Source organism: Chryseobacterium gallinarum (genome assembly GCF_001021975.1).
GTDB classification, from domain to species: domain Bacteria; phylum Bacteroidota; class Bacteroidia; order Flavobacteriales; family Weeksellaceae; genus Chryseobacterium; species Chryseobacterium gallinarum.
Genome location: NZ_CP009928.1, coordinates 3,523,018 through 3,540,807, shown reverse-complemented (window position 1 = coordinate 3,540,807; position 17,790 = coordinate 3,523,018). Strand labels below are relative to the sequence as shown.

Annotated in this window: 2 protein-coding genes and 1 pseudogene; 2 read left to right on the top strand and 1 reads right to left on the bottom strand. The window is 43.1% G+C overall.

Annotated features, from left to right (window positions below; all coding sequences use genetic code 11):
• Positions 1 to 100: 100 nt before the first annotated feature.
• Together OK18_RS15870 and OK18_RS15865 are read left to right on the top strand one after the other, a co-directional pair.
• Positions 101 to 1,237 carry a vWA domain-containing protein gene (locus OK18_RS15870; protein ID WP_053328629.1) on the top strand — a complete coding sequence of 379 codons (1,137 nt, stop codon included), beginning with the start codon at positions 101 to 103 and terminating at the stop codon, positions 1,235 to 1,237.
• 84 nt (positions 1,238 to 1,321) lie between these two features.
• Positions 1,322 to 2,776, top strand: coding sequence for a sigma 54-interacting transcriptional regulator (locus tag OK18_RS15865; protein ID WP_053328628.1), 1,455 nt, complete (start codon positions 1,322 to 1,324; stop codon positions 2,774 to 2,776).
• Between the two features lie 302 nt (positions 2,777 to 3,078).
• Here the strand turns inward: OK18_RS15865 and OK18_RS21740 are convergent.
• Positions 3,079 to 17,742: pseudogene (locus OK18_RS21740) on the bottom strand (amino acid adenylation domain-containing protein).
• Positions 17,743 to 17,790 lie beyond the last annotated feature (48 nt).

The window sequence follows — 17,790 nt, the reverse complement described above, 5'->3', positions numbered from 1 at the left end:
CAAATATCTTAGGTGATAAATGATAAAAAACTGTTTTTAATTTCATCTAACCTGAGTATTTAAGGAAGACAACGGATTGTTTCATCATAAGCCAAGACGAATGAATAAAGATTTTAATTTTCAAAAAGGTTTTACATTCAGTAAACACATACCGGCTGAAATATCCAATTTTGACCGGGTATTTGATATTTTCAAAGATTTGCTCACCCACACTTCCGGTGATATTGAGGAAGCCTTTGAATGGCTGGATATGCTTGATAAAGAATATGACATCTTCAATGAAGAATATACGCTCGAAGATTTTGAAGAAGATCTGAAAAAACGGGGATATATCAGGGAAGAAGAATCTGAAGATGGAAGTACAGGAGATAGAAAAGGGAAAAATCTACTGACCCCGAAACTGGAAGCCGCCCTTCGGGAATATGCTTTGGACCAGATTTTCGGGAAACTGAAAAAAAACGGACTGGGAAACCATCGAACCAGCAAAACAGGAACCGGTGATGAGCGGGATGGTGAAAACCGTCCTTTCCAATATGGAGATGATCTGGCTGCTGTAAATATGACTGAAAGTTTAAAAAACGCCCAGATCAATAATGGAATTTCAGATCTGCATTTAACAGAAGATGATCTTATTGTAGAAGAAACCAAACATAAGGCACAAATGAGTACCGTCCTGATGATTGACATCAGCCATTCTATGATCTTATACGGAGAGGACCGCATCACGCCTGCCAAAAAAGTAGCGATGGCATTGGTAGAACTGATTAAACGAAAGTATCCGAAAGATTCCATAGATATTATCGTATTTGGTAATGAAGCCTGGCCGATTAAAATCAAGGACCTTCCCTATCTAAAAGTAGGGCCTTACCATACCAATACGGTGGCAGGCCTGGAACTGGCCATGGATATTCTCCGCAGGAAAAGAAATACCAATAAACAGATTTTTATGATTACTGACGGAAAGCCAAGCTGTATCCAACTTCCTACCGGAGAGTTCTATACCAACAGCTATGGGCTGGACGAAATGATTGTTAACCAATGTCTCAACAGAGCCGCCCAGGCCAGAAAACTGAAAATTCCCATTACCACTTTTATGATTGCCCAGGATCCTTATCTGCGTCAGTTTGTAGAAGCATTTACTGCACAAAATAAAGGGAAAGCATTTTTAACAGGCTTATCCGGTCTGGGACAGATGATTTTTGAAGATTATGAAAAAAACAGAATAAAGAGAATATAATCAGCCGTAAAAACAAAATTAGAAACATTATTATAGCTTTATGATAAAGACTTCTGTAAAGCTAATCACTAGTATTTAAAGAAAATGAAAAAAGATATCACATTTAAAGAACTAAAAGATTCCGGTTATATTGATAAAACAATTCATGAAGAAATTCAGGCCAATTTAATTGCCAGGATCAGGGCAAAAGAGCCGGTGTTTGAAGGATTATGGGGCTATGAAGACACTGTAATTCCTCAGTTGAAAAAGGCTATTCTTGCAGGTCATCATATCAATCTGCTGGGTTTACGAGGACAGGCAAAAACCAGGATTGCAAGAAGTATGGTAAGTCTCCTGGATGAATATATGCCTATTGTAAAAGGATCCGAAATCAATGACAGCCCGTTTCATCCTATATCGAAATATGCCAAAGATCTCATTGCAGAACTTGGGGATGAGACTCCCATTTCCTGGGTACACCGTTCAGACCGTTTCTTTGAAAAGCTGGCGACTCCCGATGTAAACGTTGCGGATTTGATTGGTGACATTGATCCTATTAAAGCTGCTACTTTGAAACTTCCTTATTCCGATGAGCGGGTTTTACATTATGGAATGATTCCCCGTGCCAACCGTTCAATATTTGTTCTCAACGAACTTCCCGATTTACAGGCAAGGATTCAGGTTTCCTTATTTAATATTTTGCAGGAAGGAGATGTTCAGATCCGTGGGTTTCAGCTGAGAATGCCTCTTGACATTCAATTTATTTTTACAGCCAATCCGGAAGATTATACCAACCGGGGAAGCATTGTAACCCCTTTGAAAGACAGAATCGGGTCCCAAATTTTCACCCACTATCCCCAGACGATCGCTCTGGCCCGTCAGATCACAGAGCAGGAAGCCGCTGTATCAGCCGAGGATAAATTACAGATACAAATTCCCGGCCTATCCAGAGACCTGTTGGAAGAAGTTGCTTTTGCCGCACGAAGCAGTGAATACGTGGATGCCAAAAGTGGCGTAAGTGCCCGTCTTACCATCAGTGCGATGGAAAACTTGGTTGCTGCTGCCAAATTACGCCTGATTGAATCAGGAGCTCCCAAAACAACGGTCCGTTTACTTGATTTCATGTCGATTATACCTTCTATTACCGGGAAAATTGAACTTGTATATGAAGGAGAACAGGAAGGAGCAGATTATGTGGCTAAAATGTTAATAGACAAGGCCGTTATGACCCAGTTTGAAAGCCTATTCCCCCGTATTGCCAAACTTGAAAAAGAAGGAATAAAAACCCCGTATACCGATCTGATCAAATGGTTTAACAAAAACCATCTTCAGCTCAATTATAATGATACAGATAAAGAATTTTATGCCAAACTTGATAAAGTTACCCCACTGACAACAGTTGTTGAAGAAAATGCGGCAGAGTTAAGCCCTGAAGACCAAAACTTTTGTAAAGAACTGGTGTTATGGGCATTAACAATCAGCAATAAAATCGATAAATCCGAAAATCAGTCTGCATTTACCTTTGATTCTATAGGAATCGGCCAGTTTTTACGGAATTAAAAGGTTTGATCAAAAAAATTACTTCAAAATAGCCACGAATGTACGATTCTATCTCGCATTCGTGGCTTAATTTTTTTAGTTCACGACGGATTTCTTTGTATTTCTTACCCTTATTTCAATATTGGTGCAAGCTTCCAGAGCTGATTGTAGGTGGATTCAAACTCTAATCCAACAAGCACCGGTCATCTCACAGTCAGAAAACAGCAAAGGGCCTGCTTTATCTGACCCTTTGTAAAGTGAATGCTCACTTTTTCACCTGTAAAGTTCCTGGTGTATTCAATAAACGTTATTAAAGTTTTTGTTTACTGTTCAATCATTTCAACCATGAATTGCTGTAATAAACCTGCTATTTCTATTGCTGAATCTTTATAAAGCATTGTAAAATGCCCTCCGGAAACGTCTGCTGCCTGTACCGATGTACTGTGATGTTCCCATCCAAATGCAGGAAGGTCGTGAGAAACCGGATTCTCCGTTGCTTTTATCACAATAAGAGGGGCATTCACTTTACCCGAAATGGTATAATCAAGCATCATATTACTGATATTCAAATCAATAATACGAAGAATAAGCCCGGTGTCTTCAGCAGATGTTTTGAGTTTATCTTTCAGCAATCCGCTGATATCCGGAATCTTCTTCTGAGACATTAATGCTGTCAATTCAGAATGCAGATTTCCCTTCCATTCCGGCGCAGAATCTTTTAATATTCCGTATTTAACAAGTGAACCGATCACAAAATCCAGTACGGCATCCGCATCAGAAAACATATGCGGTAAGGTAGTGGACATATCCAGTATGGAAGCCATTTCTACTTTCTCACCGGCTTGTTCCAATTGTTGAATCATTTCAAACATTACATGCCCGCCAAAGGAATGCGCCATAAACTGATACGGACCAGCAGGCTGTATTTCCCGGATCCAGTCCAGCTGTAGTTTGGCAATTTCTTTCATGCTGTGTAATGGTTTTTCCCCTTCCAATACACCCATCATCTGAATACCAAATACTTTCGCTGATGAGGAAAGAGCATCTGCCAATTCATCATACCCGTCACAATTACCATTTGAACCCGGCAATAAAAATATTTTCTGGGGATGATGGCTGTTATTTAGCAACCGGATATGCCTATGCTGTGAATGAGAGGCTCCATGGGGTTGTTGACGGTTCATCAGGAAAATAGCCTGTTTGGCTATAGTTGTCCGGGAAAGTATTTCACGTAATTGTATTTCATGTCCTGCTTCCCGTATACGGCCAAGCAGTTGTAACGTAGTGAGCGAATGCCCGCCTAATTCAAAAAAGTCATCATCTGTACTGATTTCATCTATACCTAATAAATCCTGCCATATTTCTGCCAGCATATCTTCCATTGGATTAGCCGGAAGAATGAGTTGGCGGCTTTCAGATTGTACTGAGGAATTAATGCTGAGAGCATTCCGGTCTATCTTTCCTGTAACGGTAAGCGGAATTTGCGGCAATACCTTGATATAGGATGGGATCATATAGTAAGGAAGCTGTTCATGCAGGTAAGAAATAATATGTTCTGTGGACAGTTCGTCAACAGATCGTGATACATACGCTACAAGCCGTTTATCATGATGTATATCTGCCTGCACCACTACAGCAGCCTGTTTAATACCAGGATGTTTTAATAATACAGCTTCTACCTCGCCCGGTTCTATACGATAGCCACGTATTTTTACCTGGTCGTCAGCTCTGTGCTGATATTCCAGAGTACCATCCGGAAGCCATTTTCCTATATCTCCGGTCCGGTACAAAACGGCATCCGGACCGTCATCAAAAATATTGCGTATAAACCTTTGAGCCGTTTGTTCCGGACGATGCAGGTAGCCATCGGCTACGCCTGCTCCGCTGATGCAGATTTCTCCGGCTACACCTGCCGGTAATAATTGCTGCATCTCATCCAATATATATACAGCTACATTCTGTATTGGCCTGCCTATTGGTATTTTCCTTAAGGCTGTACCTGCGTATTTATACCGGGTAGCCGTTACTGTGGTTTCCGTAGGCCCGTAGGCATTATAAAAATCTACATGTTGAGACCAGTATACGGCAAGCTCCGGCGGGCATTCTTCCCCTCCTACAACAATGCGCTTAAGTGCAGGAGCTGGTTTTACAGGCCCGAGACTTTGTAAAAAACCTGGCGTAAGATCGAGATGAGTAATCTGTTGTGTGGTTACAAACTGACAGAAAAGATCAGGATCATATAAATCTTCACTGCCCGGTAATACAAGTGTGGAGCCATTCAATAAGGACAGGAACATTCCTTCTACTGATGCATCGAAAGTAAAGCTTGCAAATTGGAGTAAACGTTCATCCGCCGTAAAACCAAAATGCGAACCGGAATCTTCTATCAGATTTATGACAGATCTATGTTTTACCGGTACTCCCTTAGGCATCCCGGTAGAGCCTGAAGTATAAATTACATAGGCAGAGGATAAGGAGGTCAACTCCGGAAGCTCTACATCGGTTAACAGATCAGGAAGTTCCGTTGTAGAAATAAATGTAACGCCGGAAGGAAGTTCAAACACAGGCTGATGATGTCCTAAAACAAGGCCGGCTTTCGTATCATCCAATATCATGGCCATCCTGTTCTGAGGAGTTTTAGGATCGATCGGGACGTAGGCTGCCCCGGCTTTCATAATCGCCAATATGCTTGCCACTGTATTTGCAGTGCGGTCCGCAATCAATGGGACATACATTCCGGGAGTAACACCGCTATTAATAAGTAAGGCTACCAGCTTGTCCACCCATTCCTGCAATGTCTGGTAAGTGTACTCTTTTTCAGGGGTAATCAATGCAACCTTATCAGCAAAATCTATTGCTACCTTGTCGAAGGCAGAAGAAAGTGTGGCATCTTGTGAGAAATCCTTCGTCGTATTGTTAAGGTTTTTAATGAGATATTCCTGTTCATCTGCAGGCAATACCCATTGTTTACCTATTGTTTCTTCGGCATGGTAACAGAAACAATCCAAGACATGATCGAAATAAGATTTGAGGTGTTGAGGGGTTTTGCCGCTTTGGAGCGTCCTGGTAAGTGAGACAATGGTTTTCAGATCATTCCCTGTAAGGCTTACGGAAAAATCAAGAAAAGTATTGGCCACTCCGAAGCTACTTCCCGTAAGCGTTTCTTTTCCTAGCCCTATATTCACAAAATCTTTCTCAAGCTCGTCATAAATATGGAAATTGATAAAATTAAAAATAACATCAAAAAAAGGATTTTCATGAGGTGAAGACTCACCGTTGATCCGTGCAATTTCGGCAAGTGGTGTACGGTCATGGATTTCCAGCTCTTTTAACTTATCTTCTACCCTTCTGAAATAGTCTATCCAGGATAGATCTGGTCCAGGCATCTCAAAGACAAACGGAATAGTATTGAGAAAACATCCAAGCAATTTATCACCATCTTCCACTATAGGACGGTTATTGGTCACCAGGCCAATGGTAATTTTACGCCTGTAGCTGAACATACTCAACGCATACAGGGCAGCCCCAAGAAATACCCCCTTCAGGGAGAGCCCATGATTTTTCGTCAGAACTTTAAGGTCATTTAATACCCGGATATCATATCCCTCCACAATATTTTCATGATGCTCTTCCTGGGTAAAAATATCAAGGCGGTGATGGTCTTCCATTTCTTTTAACCAGAAAGCATGATCCAATGCCTGCTTTTTTCTGCTCATTTCTTCTTTCACAAAATCACGATAATGACCATTTAAGCGTGATAACGGCTCGCAAACAGGATTCTTTTCCAATTGTAAATAAAGGTTAAAAAGCTCCGTATTAAAAGCTGCCACACTCCAGCCATCCAGGATAGCATGATGAAACTGCAGAATGAAGACAGTACCTTCCTTCCAATGTAAAAGAGCAGCTCGCCATAAAGGACCTCTCTGGATATCGAAAGAGAGTAAGCGTTCTTTTGCCAGATAGCTTTCCAGATATTGCTGTACTGCATGCATATCCTCATCAGACATATCCAGTTCGTCTACGGTTACTGATATCGTGCGGGACACTGCCTGTAACCCGGTATCGTGAAGCCCCGGATAAAAAACAGTCCTTAATATCTCATGTTTATCCGCCATCAGCTTTAAAGCCTGTTCAAAAAGTTCTTTATTCAATTGTTTTTTTACAGGATACAGAAACTGATCATGATAAATGGCAGCGTCCGGATTGCGCAATGAATCGTAAATCATACCACTCTGAATACTGCTCATAGGATAAACAGATTCTAACTCCCCTTCATAATCCGGCAAAGACGAATATTTTTGTTCCAGCTCAAACAGTTCCCGGGTTATTTCTGCAACAACTTCATTCTTATTGTCTTGATCCGCGTTTTCCAATAAGGCTGCTAAATCACGAACGGTACGGGCCCCATAAATATCGGCTACACTCACTTCTGCCCCGGTTCTGTTTTTAATGCGTGCCGCTACTTTTACAACACGGATAGAATCTCCTCCGATCTCAAAGAAGTTATCTAGTGCTCCCACACGTTCTATTCCTAATAATTCCTGCCAGATGTCCGCAAGCAGGATCTCCATCGGGCTGGACGGAATTTCATATCCGGCACTCCGTTTTCTCTGCTGATCCTCAATCCGGGAGAGAACCCCCCGATCTGTTTTCCCGTTGGACGTGACAGGCATATGCTGTAAGGCTATCATATCTGCAGGAATCATATAGTCAGGAATAGCTTTGGCCAATGCTTCCCTAAGATTCTTTTGCATGATAATCATGATATCCGGAAAAAGAGGAATATTGCTATACGTCATATAGGAAGTCGCTTCATAAGGCGTTTCTATAAAGTCAGCTACCGGATTTTTCTCAAGCAATAGATTAATATGCATAGCATTTGTAGCAGGCATCATGCGTATATGATATCCTCGCTCAGCTGCTTTCTTCAGCAAGGCTGATATCGTTTCAGTTTCATGAGAAGGCTGTTCAATAGCATACAGCAGGTCACGTACATTCATTGTTGTTTTATCGGCAAGCCTGGCGGCTAACTGCTGTTCTTTCCATAGTCTGTAGTTTGGCATATCACGTATTGCCACTACCGGAAGATCATCAGCCAGGCATTTTTCAGGATCAGTTCTGATGGTACTCCAATCCGTCCATTCCGGTTGTAGCAGTTTTTTATTTATTCCTATATGAAGGATAACGGTAAAACGGTAAAGGGTAAGCTCATTGATTGCCTCTCCTGTTTTCCAGCATATATCTACATGGGTGATTTCAGGAAACTTGTTTTTCAGCTGATAAAAATAATCAGGAGCAAAACATAGTTCTTCCTCTTTCATCATCTCCTGATCTACCAGCCAGCGGAACTCATTAATTTCTGCATGTTCCTGTATCTTATCCAGACATAACCGGGATTTAAAATCATATAAAAGACGATTATCTCTTACATCTCCGAGAATAATACGTCCATAACCATCCAGGCGGGTAATATTTGCTGCAATAATCTCAGTAAGATAATCTTCTCCCGGAAAGTACTGTATGACTGAATTAAGGATAATGGTATCGGTATGTTCCATTTCGTCGGGTCTTACTTCATGTGCCGCACAGGCCCGCAGATGTGTGGCAGGGAAATCATCCGGGTGATTTTTAATGTGACGGCGTATCTGCTCTACTGAATGGTGCGAGAGATCTACTCCTGTATATTGCCTGATATGAGGGGCCAGCTGATAATAAATCATCCCTGTTCCGCATCCTATCTCAAGCACATGTTGTGGCTGCTGTGAAAGAATAACCCGGCAGATATCATTAAGCCATTCCTTCATTTCGGGTTCAGGAATAGCTTCTCCGGTGAAAGAATCATTCCAGCCGGTAATATCAAATTCTATTGTTTCATCAGCAGCATCCATTTTACCATAGGTATCTTCATAGAGCACCTGCCAGTTATTCACCTGATCCTGATGAAGGGACTTCTCCAACTGTTTCACTACATTTACTTCAGGGACATAATAGCAAACCAGCTTTTTATCTGTCTGATCTTCCGAGTTCTTTACCACCACACAGCTTTCCATTACCTCTGGTAATTTGTTTACAGCATACTCTATCTCTCCAAGCTCAATGCGATAACCCCGTATTTTCACCTGATGATCTATACGTCCCAGGTATTCGATGCTTCCATCTTCTAACCATTTGCCCCAATCACCGGCTTTGTATAATTTTTCCTGATCGTTTTCACTGAACGGATTCCTGATAAACCGTTCTGCTGTAAGCTCTGTTCTGTTTAAGTAACCCGTAGCCAATCCTTCTCCTGCAATACATAATTCTCCGGGTACCCCTACAGGAACAGGCTGCAGGTTCTTATCCAGGATATAAGCACGCAATGTAGGAATAGGTTTACCAATCACACTGCCGCTGCCATTCATCTCCTTTTCGGTAATTTCCTGGTAGGTAACATGTACCGTAGTCTCCGTAATCCCATACATATTAATTAATTTGCAGGATGGGAACAGCCTGTGCCAGCCTTTTAACCGGACCGGATGTAAAGCTTCCCCTCCGAAAATAACATAGCGAACCTGCAGCGAAACAGGATTCAACAAAACAGATTCCTGCAAAACATAAAAAGCTGAAGGGGTCTGGTTCAGGACGGTAACTCCCTCTTCTTCCAAAAGCCTTGTAAATGCCATCGTATCCCGGGCCATCACACGCGGAACAATCACCAGCCTTCCACCATAGAAAAGGGCACCATACATTTCCCAGACGGAAAAGTCAAAAGAATAAGAATGGAACATCGTCCAGACATCATTCTCATTAAAATCATACAATGGCTCAGAAGTCATAAACAAACGCACCACATTACGGTGGGGAATAACCACCCCTTTAGGCTGTCCCGTGGATCCCGAAGTATAAATGATATAAGCGGGCTGATCTGGCTCACAAACAGGCAGCTCAACAGGCTCCTCTTCCATGAACCATTCTCCGTCAAGGCATATGAAAAGGGATTCATACACATCCTGTACAGCTTTTAATGTATTTTCCAGCACCAGTACAACTTCAGCACGGGTATCAGACAGGATAAAGCGGATACGGTCTTCAGGGTATTCAGGATCTACAGGTACATATACCCCACCTGCTTTCAGGACTGCTAAAATCCCTACCATCATTTCCAGGCAATGACCGGTACAGATGGGAACAAGACTGCCTTTTCCCACCCCGGCAAGCTTCAGCCGATTCGCAAGCCCGGTGGATTGCTCATCAAGCATACGGTAACTCAGGTGCTCTCCCTCGAAGCTAACGGCAATATGGTCCGGGGTACGCAGTGCCTGGCCGGTAAACAAACTCACGATGGTCTGATCACCAGGATAACTCGCCGGAATACCACTGAAGGAATATAATAACTGATCGGTTTCCCGGGCACTTAGCATCGGCATTTTCCCAATCGCTACATCGGGCATTGATACCACTGATTCTAAAAGCCGTTCAAAATGTCCCAGCAAACGTTCTATTGTTGAAGAGTTGAAAAGGTCATTACAGTAAGCAACGTTAGCCAACAAGCCATCCGGGGTTTCATGTACCGAAAAATGAAGGTCAAACTGGCTGGTACGATACTGGTAGTTCATTTTTTCAAGGCTGACTTCATCAAGGGTATTCATTTCTGCATCCGGAGCATTCTGCAATACAAATACTACCTGGAAAAGCGGATTTCTGCTGGTGTCACGTTCTCCCAACACTTGCTTGACAACCCTTTCAAAAGGAACCTCCTAGTGGTCATATGCTTCTAATAATGTTCCTTTGACACGTTGCAATGCTTCCCGGAAATCAGGACCCCCGCTCAAATCCGTACGTAGGGCAAGGGTGTTGACAAAAAAGCCAATCAAAGGTTCAAACTCTTGTTGCAAACGCCCGGATATAGCTCCGCCCACACAAATATCATCCTGGGAGCAGTAACGGTGAAGAAGCACCTTAAAGGCTGTCAACAGTGTCATATACAATGTAACATCCTCCCTTACAGAAAAGGATTTAAGCTGCCTGGTAAGCTCTTTGTTTACCCTGAACTTCATCGAATCCCCACGGACACTCTGCCGTGCAGAACGAACATAGTCGGTAGGCATATTCAATAGAGCCACGCCATTGAGTTTACGCTGCCAATATTCCAGTTCGCTGATCAGTGCTGGCTCCTGTTGCCGCTGCCAGATCGAATACTCTTTGTATTGTAACTGCAATTCAGGCAATTCAGGTTCTTCACCCTGAAGATAAGCCCGGTAGCAAAGATCAAGCTCTTTTGATAAAACAGACATAGACCAGCCGTCTGCCGCGATATGGTGAATATTGATTACCAATATATGGTCAGAGGAAGAAACCGGAATGAGATGGGCACGAAGCATATGTTCTGCTGAAAGGTCAAAAGGGGTTCTCACCCAATCATCTATCAGGGAATCAATACCTTGCTCATCCAGTGGCTCACCTTTATAAATGTCAGCCTTCCAATTGTTTTTCTCCAGGATATGCTGGTAAGGAACACCCTCCTCCTCACGGATTACAGTACGCAAAGCTTCATGACGGTCTACAATATATCCCAGTGCTTTTTCAAGGGATGGTATATCAAGAGGTCCTTTAAGCCTGAATACAGAGATAATATGGTATTGAACACTACCGTGCAGGCAGTCTATAAACCATAGGCGTTCCTGGCCAAAGGAAAGGGGAAGCTTTTGATCTGTATAATGTTCCGGGGAACGGATGATACTGCCTGCAGGATCCTGGCCCTTGAGCTGGTCAATATGGGCAGCAAGGCGTTCAATGGTTTTACAGTTAAACAATACAGTAGGAGTTACATGCAGTCCCCATTCATTTTTGATAAAGGCACTTACCCGCATTGCCATCAGAGAATGCCCTCCCAGATGGAAGAAATTATCATGGATACCGACCTTAGGGACCTGTAGCAGTTCCTGCCAGATTTCACCCAGGCGGCTTTCCGTTGCATTGCGTGGGTCATTACCCTGTTCAGATAAGGTTTGCTCAGGAACAGGTAAAGCTTTACGGTCTACCTTACCGTTAGCATTGAGAGGAAGGGCTTCCAATACAATGATATGGGCCGGAATCATATAACCAGGCAGCTGCATTTCAAGCCACTGTAACAAATCTTCTTTCTGGTAAGTATGGTCAGAAGCCGTTACATATGCTACCAACTGGTAACTGCCTGTAGCATCAGGCCGGGCAACCACCACTGCCTGCCTGATCATCGGTGACCGAAGCAGTACAGCTGTTACTTCACCAGTCCTTACACAAACTCCTCTTATGATGATCTGATCGTCCGTATGTCCTACAAAAACAATATTCCCGTCAGGTAACCAGCGGACCAGGTCACCGGTTTTATAAAGTCTTTCTCCATTCCCTTCTTTGAATATATGGGAAATAAAGGCTTTAGCTGTAAGTTCAGGACGGTTGTAATATCCATCAGACAGTCCCGCCCCGCCTATGTAAAGCTCCCCTGTAACCCCTACAGGAACAAGCTGCAGGTTCTTATCCAGGATATAAGCACGCAATGTAGGAATAGGTTTACCAATCACACTGCCGCTGCCATTCATCTCCTTTTCGGTAATCTCATGATAGGTAACATGTACCGTAGTCTCCGTAATCCCATACATATTGATTAATTTGCAGGATGGGAACAGCCTGTGCCAGCCTTTTAACCGGACCGGATGTAAAGCTTCCCCTCCGAAAATAACATAGCGAACCTGCAGCGAAACAGGATTCAGCAAAACAGATTCCTGCAAAACATAAAAAGCTGAAGGGGTCTGGTTCAGGACGGTAACTCCCTCTTCTTCCAAAAGCCTTGTAAATGCCATCTTATCCCGGGCCATCACACGCGGAACAATCACCAGCCTTCCACCATAGAAAAGGGCACCATACATTTCCCAGACGGAAAAGTCAAAAGAATAAGAATGGAACATCGTCCAGACATCATGTTCATTAAAATCATACAATGGCTCAGAAGTCATAAACAAACGCACCACATTACGGTGGGGAATAACCACCCCTTTAGGCTGTCCCGTGGATCCCGAAGTATAAATGATATAAGCGGGCTGATCTGGCTCACAAACAGGCAGCTCAACAGGCTCCTCTTCCATGAACCATTCTCCGTCAAGGCATATGAAAAGGGATTCATACACATCCTGTACAGCTTTTAATGTACTTTCCAGCACCAGTACAACTTCAGCCCGGGTATCAGACAGGATAAAGCGGATACGGTCTTCAGGGTATTCAGGATCTACAGGTACATATACCCCACCTGCTTTCAGAACTGCTAAAATCCCTACCATCATTTCCAGGCAATGACCCGTACAGATGGGAACAAGACTGCCTTTTTCCACCCCGGCAAGCTTCAGCCGTTTCGCAAGCCCGGTGGATTGCTCATCAAGCATACGGTAACTCAGGTGCTCTCCCTCGAAGCTAACGGCAATATGGTCCGGGGTACGCAGTGCCTGGCCGGTAAACAAACTCACGATGGTCTGATCACCAGGATAACTCGCCGGAATACCACTGAAGGAATATAATAACTGGTCGGTTTCCCGGGCACTTAGCATCGGCATTTTCCCAATCGCTACATCGGGCATTGATACCACTGATTCTAAAAGCCGTTCAAAATGTCCCAGCAAACGTTCTATTGTTGAAGAGTTGAAAAGGTCATTACAGTAAGCAACGTTAGCCAACAAGCCATCCGGGGTTTCATGTACCGAAAAATGAAGGTCAAACTGGCTGGTACGATACTGGTAGTTCATTTTTTCAAGGCTGACTTCATCAAGGGTATTCATTTCTGCATCCGGAGCATTCTGCAATACAAATACTACCTGGAAAAGCGGGTTCTGGCTTATATCCCTTTCCGCTACTACCTTTTTTACAATTCTTTCAAAAGGAACCTCCTGGTGGTCATACGCTTCTAATAATGTTCCTTTGACACGTTGCAATGCTTCCCGGAAATCAGGATCCCCGCTCAAATCCGTACGTAAGGCAAGGGTGTTGACAAAAAAGCCAATCAAAGGTTCAAACTCCTGCTGTAAACGCCCCGATATGGCTCCGCCCACACAAATGTCATCCTGCGAACAGTAACGGTGAAGAAGCACCTTAAAGGCTGTCAACAGCGTCATATACAATGTAACATCCTCCCTTACAGAGAAGGATTTAAGCTGCCCGGTAAGCTCTTTATTTACCCTGAACTTCATCGAATCCCCACGGACACTTTGCCGTGCAGAACGAACATAGTCAGTAGGCATATTCAATAAAGTTACTCCATTAAGTTTACGCTGCCAATACTCCAGTTTATCTTCTAAAAGAGATTCCTGTCTGCGCTGCCAAACTGAGTACTCTTTGTATTGTAATGGCAATTCAGCCAATTCAGGTTCTTCACCCTGAAGATAAGCCCGGTAGCAAAGATCAAGCTCTTTTGATAAAACAGACATAGACCAGCCGTCTGCCGCGATATGGTGAATATTGATTACCAATATATGGTCAGAGGAAGAAACCGGAATGAGATGGGCACGAAGCATATGTTCTGCTGAAAGGTCAAAAGGGGTTCTCACCCAATCATCTATCAGGGAATCAACACCTTGCTCATCCAATGGCTCACCTTTATAAATATCAGCCTTCCAGTTGTTTTTCTCCAGGATATGCTGGTAAGGAACACCCTCCTCCTCACGGATTACAGTACGCAAAGCTTCATGACGGTCTACAATATATCCCAGTGCTTTTTCAAGGGATGGTATATCAAGAGGTCCTTTGAGCCTGAATACAGAGATAATATGGTATTGAACACTACCATGCAGGCAGTCTATAAACCATAGGCGTTCCTGGCCAAAGGAAAGGGGAAGCTTTTGATCTGTATAATGTTCCGGGGAGCGGATTATACTGCCTGCAGGATCCTGGCCCTTGAGCTGGTCAATATGGGCAGCAAGGCGTTCAATGGTTTTACAGTTAAACAATACAGTAGGAGCCACACGCAGTCCCCATTCATTTTTGATAAAGGCACTTACCCGCATTGCCATCAGAGAATGCCCTCCCAGATGGAAGAAATTATCATGGATACCGACCTTAGAGACCTGTAACAGTTCCTGCCAGATTTCAGCCAGGCGACTTTCCGTTGCATTGCGTGGGACATTATCCTGTTCGGACCGTGTTTGTTCAGGAACAGGTAAGGCCTTACGGTCTACCTTACCGTTAGCATTGAGAGGAAGGGCTTCCAATACAATGATATGGGCCGGAATCATATAACCAGGCAGCTGCATTTCAAGCCACTGTAACAAATCTTCTTTCTGGTAAGTATGGTCAGAAGCCGTTACATATGCTACCAACTGGTAACTGCCTGTAGCATCAGGCCGGGCAACCACCACTGCCTGCCTGATCATCGGTGACCGAAGCAGTACAGCTGTTACTTCACCAGGTTCTATGCGGAATCCCCTTACTTTAACCTGATCGTCTGTACGTCCTGCAAAAACAATATTCCCGTCAGGTAACCAGCGAACCAGGTCACCGGTTTTATAAAGCCTTTCGCCACTCCCTTCTTTGAATATATGGGGAATAAAGACTTTAGCTGTAAGTTCAGGACGGTTGTAATATCCATCAGACAATCCCGCTCCGCCCAGATAAAGTTCTCCCGTTACACCAATGGGAACATGTTCCTGGTGGTTATTGAGGATATAAGCACTTCGGTATTGAAGGGGCGTCCCTATTGGTGTTTCTCCTGATTCAATAGTATCATTAATTGTGTACGCTATTGAAAAGGTTGTATTTTCGGTAGGTCCATAGCCATTGACAATTCGTAAGTCTTTACAATGGGCTTGTATCTTCCGTGCATGCCGGATAGAAAAGCGCTCCCCTCCGACTATCACAGCTTCCAATGTCTCAAATACCGAAACATCTGTATCTGCCAATAAATTAAACCATCCTGTTGTGAAGAACATTTTAGTCACACCCTTCGTTCGAATAATGGTTTTTAATGTTGCAGTATCTATTAATTCCGCTTTGGTAGCCATCACCAGTGTTCCTCCGTTCAATAAAGCGCCCCAGTATTCAAAAGTACTGGCATCAAAGGCAAAAGATCCGCCTGCCAATATCGAATCATTTGCTGTAATCGGAAAATATTCTGTTGCTTTTACCAGGCTGGTTACATTACGATGAGTAACCATTACTCCTTTGGGCTTGCCTGTTGAGCCTGAGGTAAACATAATGTAAGCCATGTCTCCGCTATCCACTGCAGCATGTAAGGGTTCTCCCAAAACTAAGGATAAAACATCCAGACAAACAACTTCCGAATTACTGAACAAAGATGCATAAGCACCGGTAGTTACTACAGTTTTGCTTTCTATTTCTGCCATCAGCACCTGTAACCGTTCTGCCGGGAAATCCGGTTCTACAGGCACATAGGCTGCACCTGCCTTGAGAACGGCCAGAACAGCAATCATCAATTCAGCGGTACGCTCCATACATACAACCACCGGCATACCCGGAGCCACTCCCCTTTCTTTTAAATGTACAGCCAATGCATCAGAAAGACCTGCAAGCTTTGAGTACGTAAGTTTTTCTTCTCCCGAAATAACCGCGACCGCATCCGGACGGGCAGCAACCTGTGCCGCAAACATTGATAAAATGGTATCATCAGAAGTATATGTAATCTTCTCATTAGAGTATTGTTCTATCAGTAACAATTCTTCAGAGGGTATTACTGCAATATTTTTTAGTTTGATTTCAGGGTTCTGCGCACATTGTTCGAGAATATGCAGGAAACGATTCGCAAAAAGTTGTATTTCGTCAGGAGAAAAATAGGCTTTATTGTATATAAAATCTATATGTAAAGGGTGATTTTCACCGAATTCCCGCCAGAATATTTCTAATGGAAATAACTGGTGATTGTGCCTTATCAGTTTCAGATCTGAAAACAGGTCAGATCCAAAATCCAGTGTAAAATCAAGTCTTGCATGGTTTACGATAATCTCAAGGGGAGATATTTTTTCTTCATCACCCGGGAATAGTGTTTTAAAATCGGAAACCAGATAACGATAATGCGGATAGCTTTCTTTTTGTCCGGAGGCTATTTCAGCTAGTAACCCGGTAAAGGATTTCTCCGGATCATACCGGCAATGAAATGGCAACACACCCGAAAACATTCCCACACAGGAACGTTCTTCATCCGTTCTTCTTTTATGTAGAGTTATCCCTAAAGCAAATTCATGCTCACCGGTAATCCGGGCCCAATATACATTGAGCATGGCTAACGAAAGTGCAGACAAGCCGGAACCGGTATGTTCTTTCAGATCTGCTAAACAAGCATTTTGCTTTTCATCCAATTGCATGGTATATATACCGCTCTGATCTTCCTTTTGTATGGTATATTTCTTTTCGAGCAGCGAAGGAAGCGGATCTTTAAATTTCTTTTTCCAATAGTTTTTGGTTTCTTCGTATGCAGAAGAGGTATAATCATCGTGTGCTTTGGTCATTGCAATGGCGTAAGACTGGCTTTTTATGACCGGATTGTTGCCTGCTTTTAATTCACGATAACATGCCGCTAATGCTTTAAACCAGTTTGCCAATCCCCAACCATCCAGAATAATATGATGATAGTGCATAAAATACCAATAGGTATCGTCACTGATCTTTAGCAAATAATGATAATGTGGGTAGCTTCCCGGTTGTAAAAGTACGGGTTCCGTTAATTGTTCCTGCATCCATGATAATGCTTGTTCTTCTGATTCTCCGGTAAAATCTTTTTCTGAAAAAACTGCGACCGAAGAAGCTGGAACAAGGTGAGCCATTGATTCTAATTCATCTGCATTAAACTGCAGCTGAAAGACATCATGAGCAGATAACATCTGGTTGACTGCTGAAAAGAAAAGGTTTTTCTCCACGGGTCCTTTTAATATTAAATAACACCCACGGTTATTACGCACGCTGTCGGGGTTCATTATCTGGTCAATAAAAATTTCCCGTTGTGAGGGATGTAAAGGATACTTGAGTGTACTCATTTAGATCTTAGTTTAGAAATTAGTTTTTGTCATTAATATTTATCATTT